We start from the raw sequence: 18537 nt of genomic DNA, 5'->3' as shown, positions 1-18537 counted from the left end.
AGCCAACTTGGCATGACCGGGTCCCCGTTTGTTCATCGAATAGGAGGTTTTCGCTGTGACAGAAAAACCCTGGGGTGGTGTGTTCCGGGAAGCCACAGATCGGCGTGTGGAACGGTTCACGGAAAGTATCAGCTTCGATCAGCGGCTCTATCAGCAGGACATAGCGGGTTCTATGGCCCACGCTAGGATGCTGGCCCAGGTGGGATTGCTCACCCCGGATGAGGCAAACCAGATCGTCACGGCCCTGCAGGAAATCCGGGAAGAGATTGCCAGCGGTCGGTTTCCCTTTTCGGAAGAGTGGGAAGACATCCACATGCACATTGAAAGGGCACTCATCGACCGTCTGGGTGATGTGGGGCGAAAGTTGCACACGGCACGCAGCCGTAACGATCAGGTGGCGACAGATTTTCGGCTTTGGGTGCGGGACGCGATCGACGAGCTCATTCCCCGGATCCGAGCTGTGCAAGCGGCGTTCGTTGATCGCTGCGAAACTGATTTCGACGTCATCCTTCCCGGATATACGCACCTGCGGCGGGCCCAACCTGTCCTTGCACCGCACTACTGGTTGGCGTATTGCGAAAAGTTGGAACGCGATGTGGAAAGATTGGTGGATTGTCGAAAGCGGGTGAATGTCTGTCCGCTGGGCTCGGCCGCGGTCGCTGGTACGAGCTTGCCGATCGATCGCGAAATGACGGCGCGAGAACTGGGGTTCGACGGCCCGGCACGCAACAGCATCGACGCCACGAGTGATCGCGATTTTGCTGTGGAATTTGTGTTTGCGCTCAGCCTTCTGGCAGTTCACCTCAGTCACTGGGCGGAGGAATGGATCCTCTGGTCCACCACCGAATACGGATTTCTAAAGTTACCCGAGGGTTTTTGCACGGGCTCGTCCATTATGCCGCAGAAGGTGAATCCCGACGTTCTGGAACTCATCCGCGGTAAAACCGCGCGGGTAATTGGGGACTTGCAGACGCTGTTGGTGCTTCTCAAAGGTTTGCCGCTGGCCTACAACCGAGATCTCCAGGAGGACAAACCACCGGTTTTCGATGCTTACGACACAGTGATGGGCTGCCTGCAGGTGGCGGAGCCCCTCATTCGGGGCGCACAGCTCAATCGCGAGGCAATTAACGCTCGCCTGGAAGAAGGCCACCTGGATGCCACCACATTGATGGAGTATCTAGTCTCGCGGGGAATTCCCCAGCGAACTGCTCATGGGATGGTGGGACAGCTTGTCCGCGAAGCCATGGATCGCAACTGTCGGCTGGCCGATCTGCCACTGGATGTCTTCCGAGCGGTGGAACCGAGTTTGGATTCGCGTGTGTATGGCGTGCTCGGCGTGCGAAATGCGGTCCAAGCCATGCATAGTTATGGGTCAACATCCCCCGATGAGGTGAGGCGGCAGATCGACTGGTGGAGGGAAAAACTGGCCCAGCGCTCGTAACATCCGCGCATCACGGTTTACCGTTCGGCTGCCAAGGCTTGACACGGAAACAAATCGAGTGAAAGTGCGATATGCATCTCCCCAGGCGGATGCTGTGGCCCGCCGGGTCACTCTGGGGATCTGGATCAATGTACTGAAACCCGCCCGCGGCCGAAGGAAAAATTTCACACCCGTCGATGCGTGAATTATCATGGAAAGCAGGGGAAATGCATTTGCTCCTTCGGGGTAGGATGCCGGGCGATCATTCTGGCTCCTCCAGAATGCGTTGAGAAGACCGCCCGTAAAACACAGGCGATCTGAATCGGATCGATGAGGGTTGAGCGAATGGGTGAGCACCGCCGGCTCCGATGGGTGGGTGTTGTCGTTGCTGGGACGGCAGTCTGCCTACTCGCATTTCCCACACCGGGAGTGAAGGCCGAACCACCGGGCCGGCCGGCCCCGCAAGCGAATCAGGCTTCCACCGAGGAGCAGGAGGCTCCACTGGAAGATCCCGCAGTCGCTGCCATTCTGGCGGCCAATCCATTGACTCCCCGCGAGCGAGTTCGGGCGGCAATCGTGCTTTTGAAACTCGGGCGGGTGGATCTCGCCAAACAGATGCTCCAGAAGGTGGTGAGCAGTCCCCTCGATCCGCTCACGCTCAACGCGCTCCATCAGGAATTTGGTTCGGCCCCCTTTTTTGAGTTTGCTTCGCGCTCGGATCTGGCTCCCGAAGGCCCTCAACTGGCCCAACTGGTGTTTGATGCCGTGAGGCAATTTCGAACCGACCCATCCCGGCTCCAGTCACTGGTGGATAAACTGTGTGAGGAAAAGGGAGAGGGGTGGGCCCAGGCTGCCGAGGAACTCATCGAGGTTGGAACTTCGGCTATCGTTCCTCTGGTTAGTGTTCTCCTGGATCCCAACCGCTTTTCAGCCTGGCCGCGCGTGGAAACAGTGCTTGCCCGCCTTCGACCGGATTCAGAGGAGGCCGTCATTTCCCTTTTGTTGTCTGTGCCAGAAGACAAGAAATTGGGGCCGATCCATGCCGTAACGGCCCTTCAGATAAAGTCGGCGGTTCCCTTCCTGCTGGCCACCGCCACATGCGAGATGGGTAGAGTCGAGGTCCGGGGTGCAGCCAAAGCAGCGGTGGAAGCCCTTGTCGGAGCGATGCCGAGTGCCCGCGATTCGGTGCGGCTCATGATTCGTGAGGCAGAGGTGGTCATCAAATCGCCCGTGCCGCTGGGGCGGGAGGTGGTCTCGCTTCTTCAATGGGACACAGCGACAGGCACCGTCGTTCTTCGCCAAATGACGTATGAACTGTGGCGGAGGGAACGAGCTGCCTATCTCGCTCAGGCCGCCTGGGCGGTTTCACAGGACGATCCACAACTTCGCGACCTGGTGGCGGTGCTGACCCTCGAGAAACTCGGTTATGGGCATCGCGTTGAGTGGACGGAAAATTCGATGCAGCCGGCGCACGAGGGTAATCATTCTCCGGCCGAAACTACTGATGCGACGAATGATTTTACCACGGTGCGTCAGGAGGTGGACCAGGCGTTGGCATTCTTGAAGCCCACCCTCGACGATATGAACCGCTGGCTGGATCAGTGCCTGGATCAGGGATGGAATGCTGGAGCCTGGGCGGCGATCGCGTGGTTGGCGGAGGAAAAGAACCCCGCGGTATTGAACTCCAAGACAATTCCCCCACTTGTGAGAGCAGCACGAGCGGCTGATCGGTCGCTGCGTTTCGCTGCCTTGAAAGCAGTTCTCCAGTTGGCACCGGGCGGCATGTTTCGGGGTAGCAGTTACCTGTGGGACGAACTGATGTATTTTGCACGGGCAACGGGGGCCCGCGAAGCTGTGGTGGCCGCACCAAGTCCGACGCAGGGAGCGCAATTGGCTGCTTACTTGAAAACGATCGGGTTTCGTCGCGTGGCGGTCGTCACTACAGGGGGCGATCTTCTGCGGATAGCGGCACAGTCGCCGGACTGCGAGGTGATTCTGGTGTCGGCCGCGATTCAAAGTCCTCCATTGGATTTGACACTCCAGCGTTTACGGTCGAACGCGCACACGGCACAGATCCCCGTGCTACTGTATGCCGAGAGCGAGTGGCTGCCGCGGGCCGACCATGTCGCCCAGAGGATTCCCGTCAGTATCAGTGTGGCAACGCCGCAAAGCCCGGAGGACCTGGCGGGATTGATTACTCGTGTGGCCAGCTTGGAGGGTGCCGATCGGACGACGGGGGCCCGGCGACTCGAGCAGGCCAAGCAGGCGCTGACCTGGATCCTTGTTCTTTGTGAGAGTCTGCCGCAGGGGATATCCATCCCGGATCTGGAGCGAATCGCAACGACCGCTCTGGAGGTGCCCGGTCAGGAAATGCTGGCCATCGAGATTCTCGCCCGTTTGGCGACTCCGGGAGCGCAGACCCAATTGGTGGAAGCGGCCAGTCGCGAGGAGTGGCCGCTCGAACTTCGCGTGAAGGCCCTCGGGGGATTTCGACAGGCTATTGAGAAACGAGGGGTGCAATTGACGACCGACCAAATTCTTCGGCAGTACGAGCGATACAATCAGAGCGCGCACCGCGATCCGGCCGTGCAGAAGCTCCTGGGACTCATCCTCGATTGTATTGAAACTCCGGCGCGACTCCGCGAAACAGGGACAGCACTGAACCCGTAGAGTGTCCGTCCTGCCACGCACGAAGGAATCGCCTGACTGACCGTCAGGAATCCCCGTTGGGAACGGTTCCGCGTACAATAACAGTTTGATTGAGAGAATGCCGCGCTTGGCAAGGAGACTAGCGGAGCAGACGCTGAATGAGTTCCAGGATCCCCCCATTTTCCGGGGCCGACGATTCGCCTCCCTTACCCGAGATCATCGGCTCTTCCCCAGCCATGCGGGAAGTGTACCGACTTGTTCGGCGGGTGGCGAATTCCGATGCCTCCGTCCTTATTTTGGGCGAGACGGGGACGGGGAAGGAGCTGATCGCCAAGGCCATCCACCAGCTCAGCCCTCGACGAGGGGGACCGTACATCCGGGTGAATTGTGGAGCCCTTCCGGAAGGCCTTTTGGAAAGCGAGCTTTTTGGCCACGTGCGAGGGGCTTTCACAGGTGCTGTCGAGAACCGGACCGGAAGATTCGAGGCAGCCCACACCGGTACGATCTTTTTGGATGAAATCGACTCGACCACAGCGAAGCTTCAGGTTAAGCTGCTCCGCGTGTTACAACAGCACGAGTTTGAACGGGTCGGTGATACGCGGACGATCCAGGTTGATGTCCGTGTCATCGCTGCCAGCAACCGTGATCTGTTGGAAGAAGTGGAAGCAGGAAGATTTCGCGAGGACCTTTACTATCGGCTCAACGTGGTGACGGTTTATCTTCCCCCACTGCGGGAAAGACGCGAAGATATCCCGGAACTGGTGGGGCATTTTCTGCGCTTGTACAACGAAAAGAACCGGCGACATGTCCCGTTTGTTCATCCGGACGCGATGCGGGCACTCCAGGCATACGACTGGCCGGGAAATGTCCGCGAGTTGCAGAATTACATCGAACGCGCTGTGATTCTGGCACCAGGTGATGAGATCACCTGCGATCTTTTGCCGGACGCCGTTGTCGGAAGGCAATCACCACGGCTGGGTTATCGTCGACGAAATCTCGACCGGATGATTAGGGATCTGGTCTCAACCGCGCTGATCCAGTTTGCCCCGGGAAAGGGAAATCTTTATGAAGAGATTGTGGGACGGGTCGAACGCGAATTGATCCTCCAGGTCATGGATCGCTGTCATCATGTTCAGATTAAGGCCGCAGCGCAACTTGGGCTCAATCGCAATACCCTGCGCAAAAAGCTGAAAGAATGGGGATTGGAGCCAGATTCAGGAAATCATGAAAGCATACCCGACGACCAGGAGAAATCCTCGGCGCCGGTCGGAGATGGCTGATTCACTGTAGGCTTACAGCCCGCCCGGCGGTCTACGGGAAGCAAGCCCTATAGATGGGACGGGGAAACCCCTTTCTCCAACACATCCTGTCAGAAAAACCATTGAGCCTATGATGGAAGTTTTGCTGATGTGCATGGCGCTGGCCTACGCGGCCGTCATCGGCACAGAGTGGCTCCGGCTTCGTGGATCGCGGATTCAACCGGGCCTGGCCATCGGGTTTCTGGTGGCGGGATTGCTCCTGCATACCGTCTGGCTGGCTTACCGGGGGGTGACGTTTTTCGAACAATCACAATCGGGGGGCACGCCGCTGTCTGTACGGCAGGATTGGTACTACGGGATTGCCTGGGGATTAGCGGTGGTGTGCCTGATTTGGATGATACTTCGCCCCAAAACGCCTTTCGGTTTGTTCTTACTTCCTCCGGTGCTGTTTCTGATCGTAGTGGGGTATTTCTGGGGGGATCCGCTGCCTTTTGCCCGGCATGCCGCTTCCCGGGTATGGGGCTTTATTCACGGCGCGTCACTTCTTTTGGCGGTGCTTGCTGTTTCGGTGGCTTTTGTGGCGGGATTAATGTACCTCGGCCAGGTGCGGCGGCTGAAATCTCGACCGTTGCGAACCGCTCGATGGACTCTCCCCAGTTTGGAATGGTCTCAGAAAGCCAACACGCATGCCCTGGGATTGGCCGTGGCCATGCTCGCCGTGGGGATTTTTTCGGGAGCTTTCCTCAACGCCATCGAAGGGGCCGCGCCACAGGAACGTCTTCCCTGGAGTGATCCCGTCGTAGTGGCGACCTCGGTATTGTTCTTATGGCTGGGGGCCTCACTGGTTGTGGGACTGGTTTATCCACCGCTGCGTGAGGGACGTCGGGTGGTCTTCCTCACTGCAGTGAGCTTTCTGTTCATGCTGGTGGTGCTCATTCTGGCCGCCATGGGGATAACGCAGCACGGGCGTCCACGGGGGACCGCATTGCATGCCGTCCCAGGCGGCAAAAGACCTGCGGAGATACGGGGGATAGCCTCACCAGATCAGACGAGCGCCGATGGCCCGCAGGTACATCAATAAACTTTCGGTGTGACATCGAATTTGTCAACTTTTAAGATCATCATGCATATTCGGGTCGTTGGATGCAGTCATCGCACGACACCCCTGGAGATCCGGGAGAAACTGGCCTTCGGACTCCAGGAGGTGCCCGATGTTTTGAAGGCGTGGCGAGAGCAAAAGGGACCCACGGAAGTTGTGCTGCTCTCCACATGCAATCGCGTGGAGCTTTATCTGGCCAGTGACACGTATCCTCTGCCGCCCGTCGCCGAAACGATCGATTTTATTGTCAGTTCGCGTGGACAGGAGCACGAGGAATGGGAACGCTTTTTTTACACGTATGATCTGGATGATGCGGTGCGGCATCTCTTTCGTGTCGCTGCCGGACTGGACAGCATGGTGCTCGGGGAACCCCAAATTCTCAACCAGGTTAAGCAAGCTTATCAAATCGCCGTCGATCACGAGATGGTGGGGGCAATTTTCCACCAGACGTTTCAGTACGCCCTCAAAGCGGCACGACGGATAGCCTCGGAAACTTCCATCCAGCAGCGTCGCGTGAGTATTCCCAGTATCGCGGTAGCCGAATTTGCCCGGGCAATTTTTGAGCATTTCGAGGATAAAGTTACTCTGGTGATTGGGGCGGGGGAGATGGCCGAGGAAACCCTTCGCTACCTGCGCGAGGAAGGCGCTCGGCGAATCATCGTCATCAACCGACGTTTCGAACGGGCGCAAGAGCTGGCCGCCCGATGGGAAGGTGAGGCCCGTCTTTGGGATGAATTGGGGAACGCGCTGCGGGAGGCGGATGTGGTGATCAGTACCACGGGATCCTCAGAACCCATTGTGAGGCGGGAGACTGTGGTGCCTGTCATGGCCTCCCGACCGGAACGCCCGCTGTTTGTCCTGGATCTGGCTCTCCCGCGAGATTTTGAACCGAGTGTGGGCGACATTCCGGGCGTCTATCTTTACTGCCTGGATGACCTGCAGGAGGTGTGTCAGAAAAATCGGGAAGCCCGGGATCGCGAGCTTCCGCACGCCTACGCCATCGTGGAACAGGAGGTTTCCGCACTACTGAACACCTTGTATCGGCGTGCGGCCACGCCTGTCATCCAGCGGTTGCGGGCAGAATGGGACGCTGTAAAGGAAGACGAATTGCGGCGCCTCTGGCAAAAGTATCCAAACCTTGATCCGCAATTGAAGGCCGAAATCCAAAAGAGCTTCGATCGACTTGTGGCCAAGTTGCTGCATCCGCCTCTGGCGTCTCTTCACGAGCATTCGCACGCCAGTTCTCCGCACGAGCTTCTCGAAGCGCTGCGAAAACTTTTCCGACTTGCATAATTGGACCCCACTGTAACTTTTGCGGTTCCGATCGTAACGCATGTATCGGCTTTGTGGATCAATTCTGCCTATACTCCGCCGGAGAAAATGCCATATTTTTGACGGTGACCATGGTACCACGTGAGTGGGACCGCGGCCCGGCCACGACGTCTCTCACGAGCGGCCATGTTCGTCCTGAGCGAATGTAACAACCGGCGACCGGAGAAACTGAAGCAGGACACAGAGCAATGCTGAGTAAACCCCGTATCAAAGTTCTTGTGGTGGATGACTCGCTGGTTATGCGGCAGTTGATTAGCGATGTGCTCTCATCCGCATCCGACATGGAGGTGGTGGGAATGGCACCGGACGGACGTAGCGGCCTGCGATTAGCGGACGAGCTGCAGCCGGACGTGGTGACGCTGGATATTCAGATGCCCGGCATGGATGGTCTGAGCGTGCTGGATGCCCTTGTCTCCAAGCGTCCGGTCGCGGTGATTATGGTCAGCTCGTTGACGCAGGCCGGGGCCGCCATCACTTTGGATGCCCTGGAACGCGGTGCCGTGGATTACGTCACAAAACCGAGCAGTGCTGCGGCGGTTGGGAAGTCTTTTGGGATCGAACTGGTTCGTAAGGTGCGGTTTGCTGCCGCCTGTGACGTTGCACGAATCATCCGGCTTCGCCGACAACGGTTGCAGGCGACGGCCATTGTCCCGTCAGCCGTGAAACCTCTTGCCGCCAAGGACGACAGCGATTGCCCGCAGCTTCGCGATGCGTGTGTGGCCATCGGGATTTCCACAGGTGGACCGCCCGCGTTGACCGCCCTGTTTCGAGAACTCAAGCCGCCGATGCCTCCCATTTTTGTGGTACAGCACATGCCGCCGCAGTTCACCAAGCCTTTTGCGTGGCGGCTCAATTCCGTCAGTGCACTGACGGTCAAAGAGGCAGAATCCGGCGAGGTGGTCCGACCGAACCACGCTTATGTGGCACCGGGGGGATCTCATATGGCTGTCTCCGGACGCCCACCGGTGGTAAGAATCCGCGTATTCGATGGAGAGCCGGTCAGCGGACATAAACCTTCGGTGGATGTGATGATGAACAGCGTGGCGGAAGTGTACGGCAAACGGGTGCTGGGGGTCATCATGACGGGAATGGGCCGCGATGGCGCCGATGGCTGTCGCGCCATTCGCAGAGCGGGCGGATATGTGCTGGGCCAGGATGAGGCCACTTCCGACGTTTATGGGATGAACAAAGTCGCCTTTGTCGAAGGCAATGTAGACCGACAGTTTTCCCTGCCTGACGGTGCCCGGCTCATCACACAGTATGTGGAAGAGCATTTCCTCTCGCGAACCGCGGGTGTCCGTTGAAAAGGTGCAAGTGAAACGCTTCACCGCTGGCCGGCTCTTATCACCAGTCGCCTGCCAACCGGAAGACTTCTTGGTCGCGAGAAATCAAGGGTTGGTCTCGACGGCCGTGCTGTGACTGGCGCGCCAGTATTCTGTGATGGGAAAAATCTTCACCACCCAAACGCGGCCCACGAGAGGACAGCAGGACGCCTGTCCGGCGTATTTCACATACGCCGGTTCGCCGTGCCGGGCCAGCCATTCGTCAATGGCGTTCCATGCGCTGGGGCGGTGCTGAATAACGTACCACCGGGCATCAGCAGGGGAAGAAGCGGGTGCTGGAGCCAACCATCCCCACGCGTGCTGGAGGTCGAGATTGTCCGGCGACCCTGCGGAAAAATAGACTTGTTCACCGGGAACACAGTGGATACGCAGCCACAGGAGGACCTCATGATCCACACCGTCCCAGTAATATGTCGGTTCCATGCCCCGTTCGGTCGCGCCCGGCAAGCCGCCGATCACCACGTTGTAGTACGATAGCCACTGCGGTGCGAAACAGGAGAGAGGAATGATACATAGAAACAATCCGACCCACGCCAGAATCCGCGGCAGGTGGTAAAACCAACACTGCGAACGCCGTGGCGAAAAAAGTTTCTCACCCTCCTCCCTCTGCTTTGGAACGTCGGCCGAATTCCGTGACGGACATCTTTGACTGGATAAACTTCCCACTAGAATTTTTGGCCCCATCACGACACCCAAGCCCGCGAACAACCCCAGAAATGCAAACGCGGGAAGGAAGAGTCGAATTCCATCGTGGGGCGGTGCCCCGGGCATTGCCCGCACCAGAATGAGAATACCCCAGTGCGCTGCCAGGAGAGCCACCCAATTACGGTTCTGTCGCTGGATTATGGTGGCAAGACCCACGATAAAGAAAAGCAGTATCGGCAGGGGGACCGCGATAGCAGTCCAGAATAACGTATTGTACCAGGGCAGGGGATGATAGAGGTCGTACATCTTTCCCAAAAAATAAGTGGGAATATTGAGTCCCGGAAGTTGCTCGCGGTGCAGATTGAAGCGGAAAAACATGAGCATCCCGACGACCGGACGCACCCACAGGGGAGGGTTGCACACAAAAAAGGTCACCACGGCCGTGAGAAATCCCCAGCGCAAAAGCAACCACGTGCGACGATTACGTTGTAAAATGGGCCAGATCAGAAAAGGAAGTGGAGCCAACCAACCGGTGAATTTGCAGCTCATTGTTGCGCCCAGCAGGGCCCCCCAGCGTATCGCTGGAAGGATGTCCTCTTTCAGTGTGGGCTTTGCGGCTCGGGTGAAAGCCCCTTCTGGAAAGGCAGCCCAGGAGAGGAGCCAGAATGCGGTGAGCGGCCCGTCAAAGGACGCATAATGAGCGTGAGCAAACAAACGCGGCTGGAGGATCAGGGCGGTCACGGCGGCCCACGCTGCCGGCGGTCCCCAATAACGAGCCATTTTCGCAGCCGCAGCACCCACCGCCACAGCAAAGAGCAGAATTGGACCGAAGCGGTAGCGTGTAAGAGGATCCGGCACTTCCGGCGCTACGGCCTCTCCAAGGGCGATGACGATTCCATACAGCGCCGGATGGCCTTCCCGTTGTGTCGTGAAAGGAAATCCCCACCAGACTTTACGCCGAGAAAAAGGATGGCCCTTGGGCATCTCGCCATTGTCGGAAGGTGAGAAGAGCTCAGAAACCCAGGTCTGAATTCGCTCGGCCCGACGAATGGCGTCGCCTTCGTCCCAGGCCATGGGTGTGATGGGCGACGTCAGCAGCAGGCAGCAGAAGGTGATGACACCGCAGGCGCACCCAATCCACCCGGGGGTGCGATGAAGAGGGCCACGGAAGTTCACGCCAGATGCTGGCAGCACGGAAGGGACGTCGTCCATACCTCCATTATCTTTAGCAAGCTGAGCGCAGGGAGGGAGTGGGACAACTCTCCTGCCCAGGAAAGGCTGGAAGCGGAATCCCGCAAATTTAGATACGGAGCACCGGCCGCACCGGGCTTGTCACGGCCTTGCCAACCAAGGGCCCAGCGAAAACCCCGCGGATCCACCGGCGTAATGTTCTGCCTTGAAAGGAGCAGTTCAACTCAACTGCAAATAGGAGAGGGGTACTGCGCTGTATGCAAACTACTTGTGAAAAGCCGGTTTTTTCGGTTTTTTGGAGAAGGATGCATGAGGAATTCCGAACCTCTAGAAGACGTCACTGCGCCGGAATACCGCAGAGTTCGTCAAACACCGCTTCCACGTGGTGGGCGTCCACCCGGGGTGATTTTTCGGCATAGGCCACAAGGAGAGCAAGGTCGCACAACCTGTTGATGCGGCGGGGAATACCGCCGGAGAGGTCGGCTGCCCGTTGGAGGGCTTCCGGCGTGAAAATCGAATCCGTGGCACCTGCTTGCCGGAGACAGTGTTCCACGTAGTGCCGGGTTTCGTCAGCCGTCAGGGGACGCAGGAAAGACTTTATGGCCAGCAATTCATCGACATGGGGAAGTTGTTCCATCATCGGCAATACGAGGGGGTGTCCCACCAGGATCACGGTCCAGGCAGGCTGGCCGTCGACGGTGATTGTCATGAGGTTACGGAGGACCTCCCAGGTTCGCTGGTGCTGAAAAACGTGTACATTGTCGATTATGAGGATGCCGTGACGGTCCTCGCTTCGGTTTTTTGTCAGAGTTTCTTCGAGATAACGGAAAGCTGTGTATCCAGACCGTTGCGGTGCCGATCCCAGCTCTTCGGCCAGGTCCACGAGGAACGCCTCAGGATCGTCGAAAAGGGCTGTTTTGCGGACAATAGGCTGATACGAGTCGGGAAGTGACGCGGAAAGCAGCTCCGTAACAAAGGACTTGCCGGTTCCCGCCGGACCAACAAGAAGAGTGCTGGCATGGCGCTGTTCTACGGCGTAGCGCACCTTCAAGATAGCCGCCTGATGAGAGCCGCTTGGGAAATAAAATGAGGGGCGAAACTCGTTCCGAAAGGGCTGTTCGCGAAGTTTCCAGAAACCTGTATACATACTCGCTCCACCGAACGGTGTTTTCACCGCACGGGCCTGTGCTCATGCCGCCTCACGTTCGCAGAACACACGGTTGGCTTCCGCTGTGCGAGGAACAAACGTCTCAATCAGGCCCAGCACGCGCCCCCGTTTTTGGAGTTCACGCACAATTGAAGTGACTGAATCCATGCGCTGAACGACAACGAAATCCCGGCATTCCGACAAAGGCACGGAACTCCGCGAGGGCAAACTCCGAATATCCTGGGAGTCGTCCCTTTGCGAAACTGGACCACTTACAAAAGCGGTGCCATAGTCTACCAGAATCCATTCGTAGGTGTTTTGCCATTCTGGAAGCAGGCGAACTCCTGTCGCCGAGGAAGGGGAAAATGTCTGGGCGGGACGCGAGGGCAAGATGTCAAAGCCATCCTCCACCGACCGGATCATCACTTCTCGCAGCGACAGTTTGCTAGGGACAGCATCTTGCCAGCCGCGCTCGGCCACGACTCCCAGGGAGTTGGCCAGGCTGTGGTCGGGTGAGCCGTCGATAACGAGGACTTTTTCCCCAGCGCGTGCCAACTCGTAAGCGACGGCCAGAACGGTCGTGGTGCATCCCTGGTGCGACTCACAGGAGGCGAAGCCAACGACTCGCGGCCTGGAGTGCACACTCTGGCGAATGCGTTGCAGACAGCCTTCCAGAGCCTCTGCTGCAAACTGAAGAAGGTGAACCAAAGCGGGTGGGGGTGCGAAACGGTCGACTTCTAACGCCGGCCGAACGTGAGGAGGAGAGCCGTTCTGCGCGACACTGGTTGCCGGGGTTGAGGAAGCCGTTTCGGCCGCTCTTGGGTCGTTGAGTTGGTCCTGAAGTTTTTGTTCCAAAGGTGGAGCGGCACTAGTCTGGCCTGGAGGCCCCAATTTCAGAAACGCTTCTTCCAGCCGGATTGTCGTTGACCGATCTCTCATATCAGCGTCTCACTCACAAGCAGACAGAACCGGTGCAGTCACCAAAGGGAGCCGCGGACAGCCTCCATCCATCGGATCGCGTTTTCACCGCTGGTTCTTGACAATGACAACGTCGGCTCGACGCGTCTCGGCATGCTGCCCAACCATTGGTCACACGGGCTGTTCCTCTTTTACCGCAGCACCGACGTGGGATACAGGTTGTAGCCGGTCTGGCCGGTTGTCGGGTAAAGCTGGTCCGTAGAGGTGCCAACCTGCCGTTGAGAACTGCCTGGAGAGGCTGTAGCTCCTGTCGAACCTGGGGCGAAAGCATTCATCTGGTTGCCCCATGACGGATTCGCATACGTGGCAGGCACGACCTGATTGTCGTGCGGCTGCTGAGCACCCGGCTGCGACGTGGGACCGTAATAGCGATACGAATCGGTGCTGGGATAGCTGGGGCCCTGCTGGTTTTGGCCGGGCTGCAACATCTGGCCGGGAGCCGCTGTTCTGGGATCGCCCCACACCGTGGCGCTGGGGCCATTATACGCGGGACTTTGCTGCTGTCCTGGCGTGCCCACCGGTCCCTGGTAACCGGACTGACTGACGCGCACACCGTTCGAGTAGAGGCCACCATCCAACGAATTTCCACCGGTTGAAGGAAGTGTATGGCCGGGGGCCGGAAGTTGGCTCATCGGATTGCCCCATGCGTTTTGGGGAACGCCCACGGAGGCCGAGGGCGCATTGCTGTAATTCGAGCTTCCCGCTGTTAGAGAGGGCAGATTCCATTGCGCGGCCTGCGGGTAACCGGTACCAGGAGCGGAGCTTGGAACGGTCGGCGAACCGCTGGGTTGCGCGAATTGCGGAGCGTTCGGTCGTGATGCGACTATGACGCTAGGACCGCTCACGGTACTCGGTGGTTGAAGCTCCACGGGAGTCGGCCAGGAAGCTGGAAGTGTCGCTGTCACCGGTTGGCCCCACGGATTGTCCCCCGGTGTGAAGTCACCAGCCGACTGATTCAACGGCACATTGGCGCTCTGGGCGACTGGCTGGTTGTTGAAGTAGGGGTTACGAACAATCTGCCCTGATCCGGCGGGCGATGCCGCGGTCGGCGCGACCGGTGCGACACCGGCATAGCCATACGGTGTGGAATTCATCGGAGTGGGTCCAGGCGGGTTGGCGCCAAATCCGGCTGCGTTAGCCCAGGGAGTCGATGGATTTCCGGAGGGACTCACCGGAGGCATGCCATACTGGGAATTGATTTGGGCCTGCATGGCCACCGGTCCCGGAGATCCCTGGGTGAGTTGCGGGTTTTCCCACGCCATAATCGGCTCGCCAGTTGTTAACGCCGGTTGTATGGCGGGAGAATTTACCGGGTTCTCTTGGGGACTTCCCCAACTGTTGCCTGGCGGCAGCTCGAAACCGAGCGGAGACCGCGTTACCGGCTGGGAATCAGTTGCCAGGCCGAACGGTTGGGCCTGCGTCGATTGAACGCCTTCCCCTGGAAGACTGACAGAGGGGGGACTCCAAGCAGGTGCTTCCGGGGCATCAGGCCGCGGTACGGCCGTTTGCCACGGTTTGTCCTGTCCGTTGCTGGCGATTTCAGATTTCTTCCCGCGCCCGGCGATAAACCAGATCACGCCGAGCAGGAGAACGGCGGCCACTCCCAACGCCAGTCCGCGACGAATCGGATCGGAGAAGAAAGGGGTGGGAGTTGCACGAAACGGATAGGTGGCTTGCTCGGGCCCCGTCTCTCGCTCCCTACCAACATAGGGCAGCCGTGCCAGCACCCGCACTGTGCCTTGCGAGGGGGCGTCATCCGTGTGGAGAGGCTTGTTCATGTGGATCCTCCGGGTATTTGCCTGCTATATGTCACCTCACCGGCACCGGTCGAAAAACCCGCACCGGTCAAGCAGACGAGGGATTACTCCTGCTGCCGGTTACCATCGGTCGAAATTAGGCAAACCTTGAGGTCTTTTCTGAAAAAGCGGGCTTTTTGGAATGTGACGGGAATTGGCACGACAAGGGGATCAAAGCGCGGGGGGATACCGCCACCCGCCTGCGACCTTGTTGACATATTGTGCCGAATTTTTCACGCCTAATTGCCAAAAATAATTCGAAATTGCGACACAATTCGCGCAACTGTTGACAGAATTAAGCCGGCATGGTAGGCTGAAGTTAGTCGAAGGATGGTAGATTTTCACCACGTGTTGTTCACTGTTCTGTCAGGATGAGATATGCCGGCAGGTCATCCAACCACGGCAGTGCAGGAGCGTCGGACGCAGCTTCTGGAGCTCATTCGCTCACGTCGTTTTGCGACGCTCGATGAGCTTGCCGGCGCTTTGGGGGTTTCGGAGTCCACAATCCGGCGGGACTTGGAGTATCTCGAAAAGCAGGGCGATGCCAAACGGATTCATGGTGGGGCTTTGTACACGGGAAGTTCGCCCAAACTGCCCCATTTTGAGACCCGGCAGCCGATGCGATGGGAGCAGAAGCGGGCGATTGCACGGAAGGCAGTCGAGTTGATTTCGGCGGGGGATTCGGTGCTTCTTGATGGGGGAACAACGACCTACGAGGTTGCGCGGCTTTTACTGGGGATGCCGCTCCACGTGGTGACCAATTCTCTCCCCGTGGCAAATTTACTTGCTTCTGACCCCACCAGTGACCTAGTGTTTGTTGGTGGCAATGTATGTCCCCGCTCTGGGGTCACGCAGGGGCCGCAGGCCGACGCCATGATCGCCTCGCTGCGGGTTCGCAAGGCCATTTTGAGTGTGGCGTCGGTGGACGAAGAGGGGTTTTTCAACAACAACCTTTTGCTTGTGGAGACCGAGCGGGCAATGATGCGGGCGGCAGACGAAGTGATCATCGTTGCCGACAGCTCCAAATTCGGTTATCGCAGCCTTGCTCATCTCTGCAGGCTGGAGGATGTGGATTACGTGGTCACTGACGCCGAGCTTCCGGAAGCGTGGCGGGAAAGGCTCGCCTCTGCGGGTGTGCAGTTGATTCTCGCGTCGGTTGCCGAATCGGCGGAAGAACCGGTATTGCGTTCGGTTCTGGATGCTCAAACGCAGTTTTCTCCCATTCCGACCAATAAGGTTTGAGAGCTATGGCACAGGCGCCTTCGATTGATCGCGCTCAAGTTGAAAAGATTGTTCGGGAGATTGTGGTCAAACTTCTCGGCGGGCCAAAGGAAAGGCCCGAAGTGGTGGTCACCATCTCCGCGCGGCATTGCCATCTTTCCCGGGAACACATCGACATCCTTTTTGGACCGGGGCACGAACTGAAGCCTTACAAATGGCTGTACCAGGAGGGTTTTTACGCAGCGGAGGAGACCGTGATGATCGTCGGTCCTCGCCGGCGGATGCTGCCGACGGTCCGCGTCCTGGGGCCTCCGCGTTCCAAAACCCAGGTGGAGCTCGCTTTCACGGACGCCATCTCGCTGGGGATTGATGCTCCGGTTCGATTGAGTGGCGATCTGAAAGGGACGCCAGGATGCGTGCTCGTGGGACCAGCAGGAAGTGTGGACCTTAAGGAGGGGGTTATTCGGGCTGCCCGGCACGTGCATATGAATTACCGTGACGCCGAGTATTACGGCGTCAAGAATGGAGACGTCATGTGTCTGAGGATCGAGTCGGGGCCGTGCACCACGGTCTTTGAAAATGTGATCGTCCGGGCGGATGAAACCAGTAAGCTTGAAGTCCACCTGGACACGGACGAAGGCAACGCGGCGGACATCGAGCATGCAACTCGAGTGGAACTGTACAAACCGTGACATGGACGGCAAGACCAGAGAGGATGAGCGATTCACTGTTGCGGTGCGTTTAGGGAATTCGGAAACGAAGGTGTTGTTCTTCAGTATTGAGGTGGAGTGAACAGCAATGGCCAAACAAATGGAAGCTCTGGGAATGATCGAAACGAAGAGTTTTGTCACCCTGGTTGAAGCGACGGACGCCATGCTCAAGGCCGCTAACGTGCAGTTCTTGGGCTGGGACAAGGTGGGTAGCGGTCTGGTGAGCGTTTTCGTCACCGGAGACGTTGCCGCGGTGAAGGCGGCCACCGACGCCGGTGCGGCTGCCGCAGCCCGAATCGGCGAGGTCGTCAGTGTGCAGGTGATCCCGCGTCCGCACGACGACTTATCGGTGGTCCTCCCGGCAGGTGCCGGTAAGGGTGGCAAGACTGACTGATAACGGCAAGTTGCAATGGCACGGAAACAACGAAAAAACAATCATTCGGTTAGCAGCATAGGGGGACTGAACGCCATGCAAGACGCAATTGGTTTGATTGAAACTCGTGGTTTGGTGGCGCTGGTTCAGGCTACAGACGCTATGGCGAAAGCGGCCAATGTGCAGATCGTCAAACGTGTGCAGATTGGCGGTGGATTGGTCACCACCATTGTGCGCGGCGATGTCGGCAGCGTGCGGGCTGCGGTGGAAGCCGGTGCGAATGCCGCAGCGCAGGTCGGGGAACTGGTGGCCAGCCACATCATTCCTCGCCCGGCCGAGGGCGTCATTGCAGCGTATCTGACCTGAACGAGGCACTCTGATGGCGGGCTCCTGAAGGAAGACCATTGCCCGGGAGTGCCTCCCATCTGGCGTGCGGGCTCCGTACATAGGAAGGCCGCGCCTGCGCGGGACGTCCTAAGAACCGGGGAAGGGAGAAGAGTGGCTTTTTCGGCGAGGAACACGTTGGCGCTGTGGGATAACGGGATTTGTCAGGAGGCTGCAGGATGCATATTTTGGTGGCGAACATCGGAAGCACGAGCTTCAAATACCGATTGTTCGACATGCAGACCGAGACGCAGATCGCTCGGGGCGGTGTCGAACGCATCGGAACACCGCAAAGCCGCTGCTTTGTGGAAATTAAGGGGCAGCGGTATGAATTGATGGCTCATGTTCCCGATCATGCCGCAGCGGTTCGCCAGTGCCTTGCCCAGCTCACCGATCCGCAGACCGGGTGCCTGAAAGACGCTCGGGAAGTGGCTGCCATCGGTTTCAAAGCTGTTCACGGAGGGCGGATCAGCGGCGTTCAACTGGTCACCGAAGAAGTGCTGGCCGCCATGGAGGAAATGGTGCCGGTCGCGCCAGCGCACAATCCTCCCTACATTCGGGCGATGCGAATTCTTCGGGAAAACCTTCCAGAGATCCCGCTGGTCGCCGCCTTTGAAACCGGTTTTCACAGCACCATTCCGGATCGTAACCGGTTCTACGCCGTTCCCTACGAATGGGCGGAATGGGGCGTGAAGTGTTGGGGTTTTCACGGGGCCAGTCACCGTTATATCGCCACGCGAACAGCGGAAATTTTTGGGCGGAACGATTTGCGGGTCATTTCCTGCCACCTGGGAGGTTCCAGTTCGGTCTGCGCCATTTCTGGCGGGAAAAGCGTGTTCACGAGTATGGGCATGAGTCCCCAGACAGGGCTCCCCAACAACAACCGCGTGGGTGATTTCGACCCATTTGCACTGCCGGTGATCATGAAGCACACCGGCAAGTCCCTGGAGGAAATTCTCAACGTGCTGGCCACGCAAAGCGGTCTTTTGG

Annotated in this window: 15 protein-coding genes; 11 read left to right on the top strand and 4 right to left on the bottom strand. The window is 58.4% G+C overall.

Features of this window, described 5'->3' with window-relative positions; all coding sequences use genetic code 11:
* The first annotated feature begins 55 nt into the window (after window positions 1-55).
* The 6 genes from argH to ABJK56_RS19475 all read left to right on the top strand — a co-directional run bounded on the left by argH (window position 56) and on the right by ABJK56_RS19475 (window position 9063).
* Window positions 56-1441, top strand: a complete 1386-nt coding sequence (argH, locus tag ABJK56_RS19500; RefSeq protein WP_347246358.1) for an argininosuccinate lyase — start codon at window positions 56-58, stop codon at window positions 1439-1441.
* A 324-nt stretch (window positions 1442-1765) separates the two neighbouring features.
* Window positions 1766-4090, top strand: coding sequence for a hypothetical protein (locus ABJK56_RS19495; RefSeq protein ID WP_347246357.1), 2325 nt, complete (start codon window positions 1766-1768; stop codon window positions 4088-4090).
* Between the two features lie 137 nt (window positions 4091-4227).
* Window positions 4228-5349: a sigma-54 dependent transcriptional regulator gene (locus tag ABJK56_RS19490; RefSeq protein WP_347246356.1), complete on the top strand. Its 1122-nt coding sequence runs from the start codon at window positions 4228-4230 to the stop codon at window positions 5347-5349.
* A gap of 109 nt (window positions 5350-5458) precedes the next feature.
* Entirely contained in the window at window positions 5459-6409 is a 951-nt protein-coding gene (locus ABJK56_RS19485) for a hypothetical protein (protein ID WP_347246355.1), read from the top strand.
* A gap of 42 nt (window positions 6410-6451) precedes the next feature.
* Window positions 6452-7720, top strand: a complete 1269-nt coding sequence (gene hemA, locus ABJK56_RS19480) for a glutamyl-tRNA reductase (RefSeq protein ID WP_347246354.1) — start codon at window positions 6452-6454, stop codon at window positions 7718-7720.
* A 227-nt stretch (window positions 7721-7947) separates the two neighbouring features.
* Entirely contained in the window at window positions 7948-9063 is a 1116-nt protein-coding gene (locus tag ABJK56_RS19475; protein ID WP_347246353.1) for a chemotaxis response regulator protein-glutamate methylesterase, read from the top strand.
* A gap of 84 nt (window positions 9064-9147) precedes the next feature.
* On the opposite strand, the gene ABJK56_RS19470 is transcribed toward ABJK56_RS19475, so the two are convergent.
* The 4 genes from ABJK56_RS19470 to ABJK56_RS19455 form a co-directional block, all read right to left on the bottom strand.
* Window positions 9148-10959, bottom strand: coding sequence for a phospholipid carrier-dependent glycosyltransferase (locus ABJK56_RS19470; protein ID WP_347246352.1), 1812 nt, complete (start codon window positions 10957-10959; stop codon window positions 9148-9150).
* Between the two features lie 316 nt (window positions 10960-11275).
* Window positions 11276-12085: an AAA family ATPase gene (locus ABJK56_RS19465; RefSeq protein ID WP_347246351.1), complete on the bottom strand. Its 810-nt coding sequence runs from the start codon at window positions 12083-12085 to the stop codon at window positions 11276-11278.
* Between the two features lie 42 nt (window positions 12086-12127).
* Window positions 12128-13024, bottom strand: coding sequence for a cellulose synthase operon protein YhjQ/BcsQ (locus tag ABJK56_RS19460; protein ID WP_347246350.1), 897 nt, complete (start codon window positions 13022-13024; stop codon window positions 12128-12130).
* Between the two features lie 170 nt (window positions 13025-13194).
* Complete coding sequence (locus tag ABJK56_RS19455) at window positions 13195-14841, bottom strand: hypothetical protein (RefSeq protein ID WP_347246349.1); 1647 nt, start codon at window positions 14839-14841, stop codon at window positions 13195-13197.
* A gap of 396 nt (window positions 14842-15237) precedes the next feature.
* On the opposite strand from ABJK56_RS19455, the gene ABJK56_RS19450 reads away from it, so the two are divergent.
* From ABJK56_RS19450 to ABJK56_RS19430, 5 genes are all read left to right on the top strand, one after another.
* A complete protein-coding gene (locus ABJK56_RS19450) occupies window positions 15238-16101 on the top strand; it encodes a DeoR/GlpR family DNA-binding transcription regulator (RefSeq protein WP_347246348.1) in 864 nt (287 codons plus the stop codon).
* Between the two features lie 5 nt (window positions 16102-16106).
* Window positions 16107-16772 carry a phosphate propanoyltransferase gene (locus ABJK56_RS19445; protein WP_297032074.1) on the top strand — a complete coding sequence of 222 codons (666 nt, stop codon included), beginning with the start codon at window positions 16107-16109 and terminating at the stop codon, window positions 16770-16772.
* 106 nt (window positions 16773-16878) lie between these two features.
* Window positions 16879-17184, top strand: a complete 306-nt coding sequence (locus ABJK56_RS19440) for a BMC domain-containing protein (protein ID WP_347246347.1) — start codon at window positions 16879-16881, stop codon at window positions 17182-17184.
* Window positions 17185-17259: 75 nt separating this feature from the next.
* Entirely contained in the window at window positions 17260-17529 is a 270-nt protein-coding gene (locus ABJK56_RS19435; protein WP_095414388.1) for a BMC domain-containing protein, read from the top strand.
* A 197-nt stretch (window positions 17530-17726) separates the two neighbouring features.
* A partial coding sequence (locus ABJK56_RS19430) for an acetate/propionate family kinase (RefSeq protein WP_347246346.1) occupies window positions 17727-18537 on the top strand: 811 nt, incomplete at its 3' end.

The organism is Thermogutta sp., assembly GCF_039793925.1.
GTDB lineage: Bacteria > Planctomycetota > Planctomycetia > Pirellulales > Thermoguttaceae > Thermogutta.
The sequence above is the reverse complement of the archived record's forward strand: the minus strand, read 5'-3'. Positions and strand labels throughout refer to the sequence as shown.

What these genes read in the sequence shown, in the direction of transcription:
- ABJK56_RS19455 (WP_347246349.1), bottom strand. Translation starts at nt 14,841, where the DNA reads ATGAACAAGCCTCTCCACACGGATGACGCCCCCTCGCAAGGCACAGTG.
- ABJK56_RS19485 (WP_347246355.1), top strand. Translation starts at nt 5,459, where the DNA reads ATGATGGAAGTTTTGCTGATGTGCATGGCGCTGGCCTACGCGGCCGTC.
- ABJK56_RS19465 (WP_347246351.1), bottom strand. Translation starts at nt 12,085, where the DNA reads ATGTATACAGGTTTCTGGAAACTTCGCGAACAGCCCTTTCGGAACGAG.
- ABJK56_RS19460 (WP_347246350.1), bottom strand. Translation starts at nt 13,024, where the DNA reads ATGAGAGATCGGTCAACGACAATCCGGCTGGAAGAAGCGTTTCTGAAA.
- ABJK56_RS19435 (WP_095414388.1), top strand. Translation starts at nt 17,260, where the DNA reads ATGCAAGACGCAATTGGTTTGATTGAAACTCGTGGTTTGGTGGCGCTG.
- ABJK56_RS19440 (WP_347246347.1), top strand. Translation starts at nt 16,879, where the DNA reads ATGGCCAAACAAATGGAAGCTCTGGGAATGATCGAAACGAAGAGTTTT.
- ABJK56_RS19450 (WP_347246348.1), top strand. Translation starts at nt 15,238, where the DNA reads ATGCCGGCAGGTCATCCAACCACGGCAGTGCAGGAGCGTCGGACGCAG.
- ABJK56_RS19470 (WP_347246352.1), bottom strand. Translation starts at nt 10,959, where the DNA reads ATGGACGACGTCCCTTCCGTGCTGCCAGCATCTGGCGTGAACTTCCGT.
- ABJK56_RS19490 (WP_347246356.1), top strand. Translation starts at nt 4,228, where the DNA reads ATGAGTTCCAGGATCCCCCCATTTTCCGGGGCCGACGATTCGCCTCCC.
- hemA (WP_347246354.1), top strand. Translation starts at nt 6,452, where the DNA reads ATGCATATTCGGGTCGTTGGATGCAGTCATCGCACGACACCCCTGGAG.
- ABJK56_RS19475 (WP_347246353.1), top strand. Translation starts at nt 7,948, where the DNA reads ATGCTGAGTAAACCCCGTATCAAAGTTCTTGTGGTGGATGACTCGCTG.
- ABJK56_RS19495 (WP_347246357.1), top strand. Translation starts at nt 1,766, where the DNA reads ATGGGTGAGCACCGCCGGCTCCGATGGGTGGGTGTTGTCGTTGCTGGG.
- ABJK56_RS19445 (WP_297032074.1), top strand. Translation starts at nt 16,107, where the DNA reads ATGGCACAGGCGCCTTCGATTGATCGCGCTCAAGTTGAAAAGATTGTT.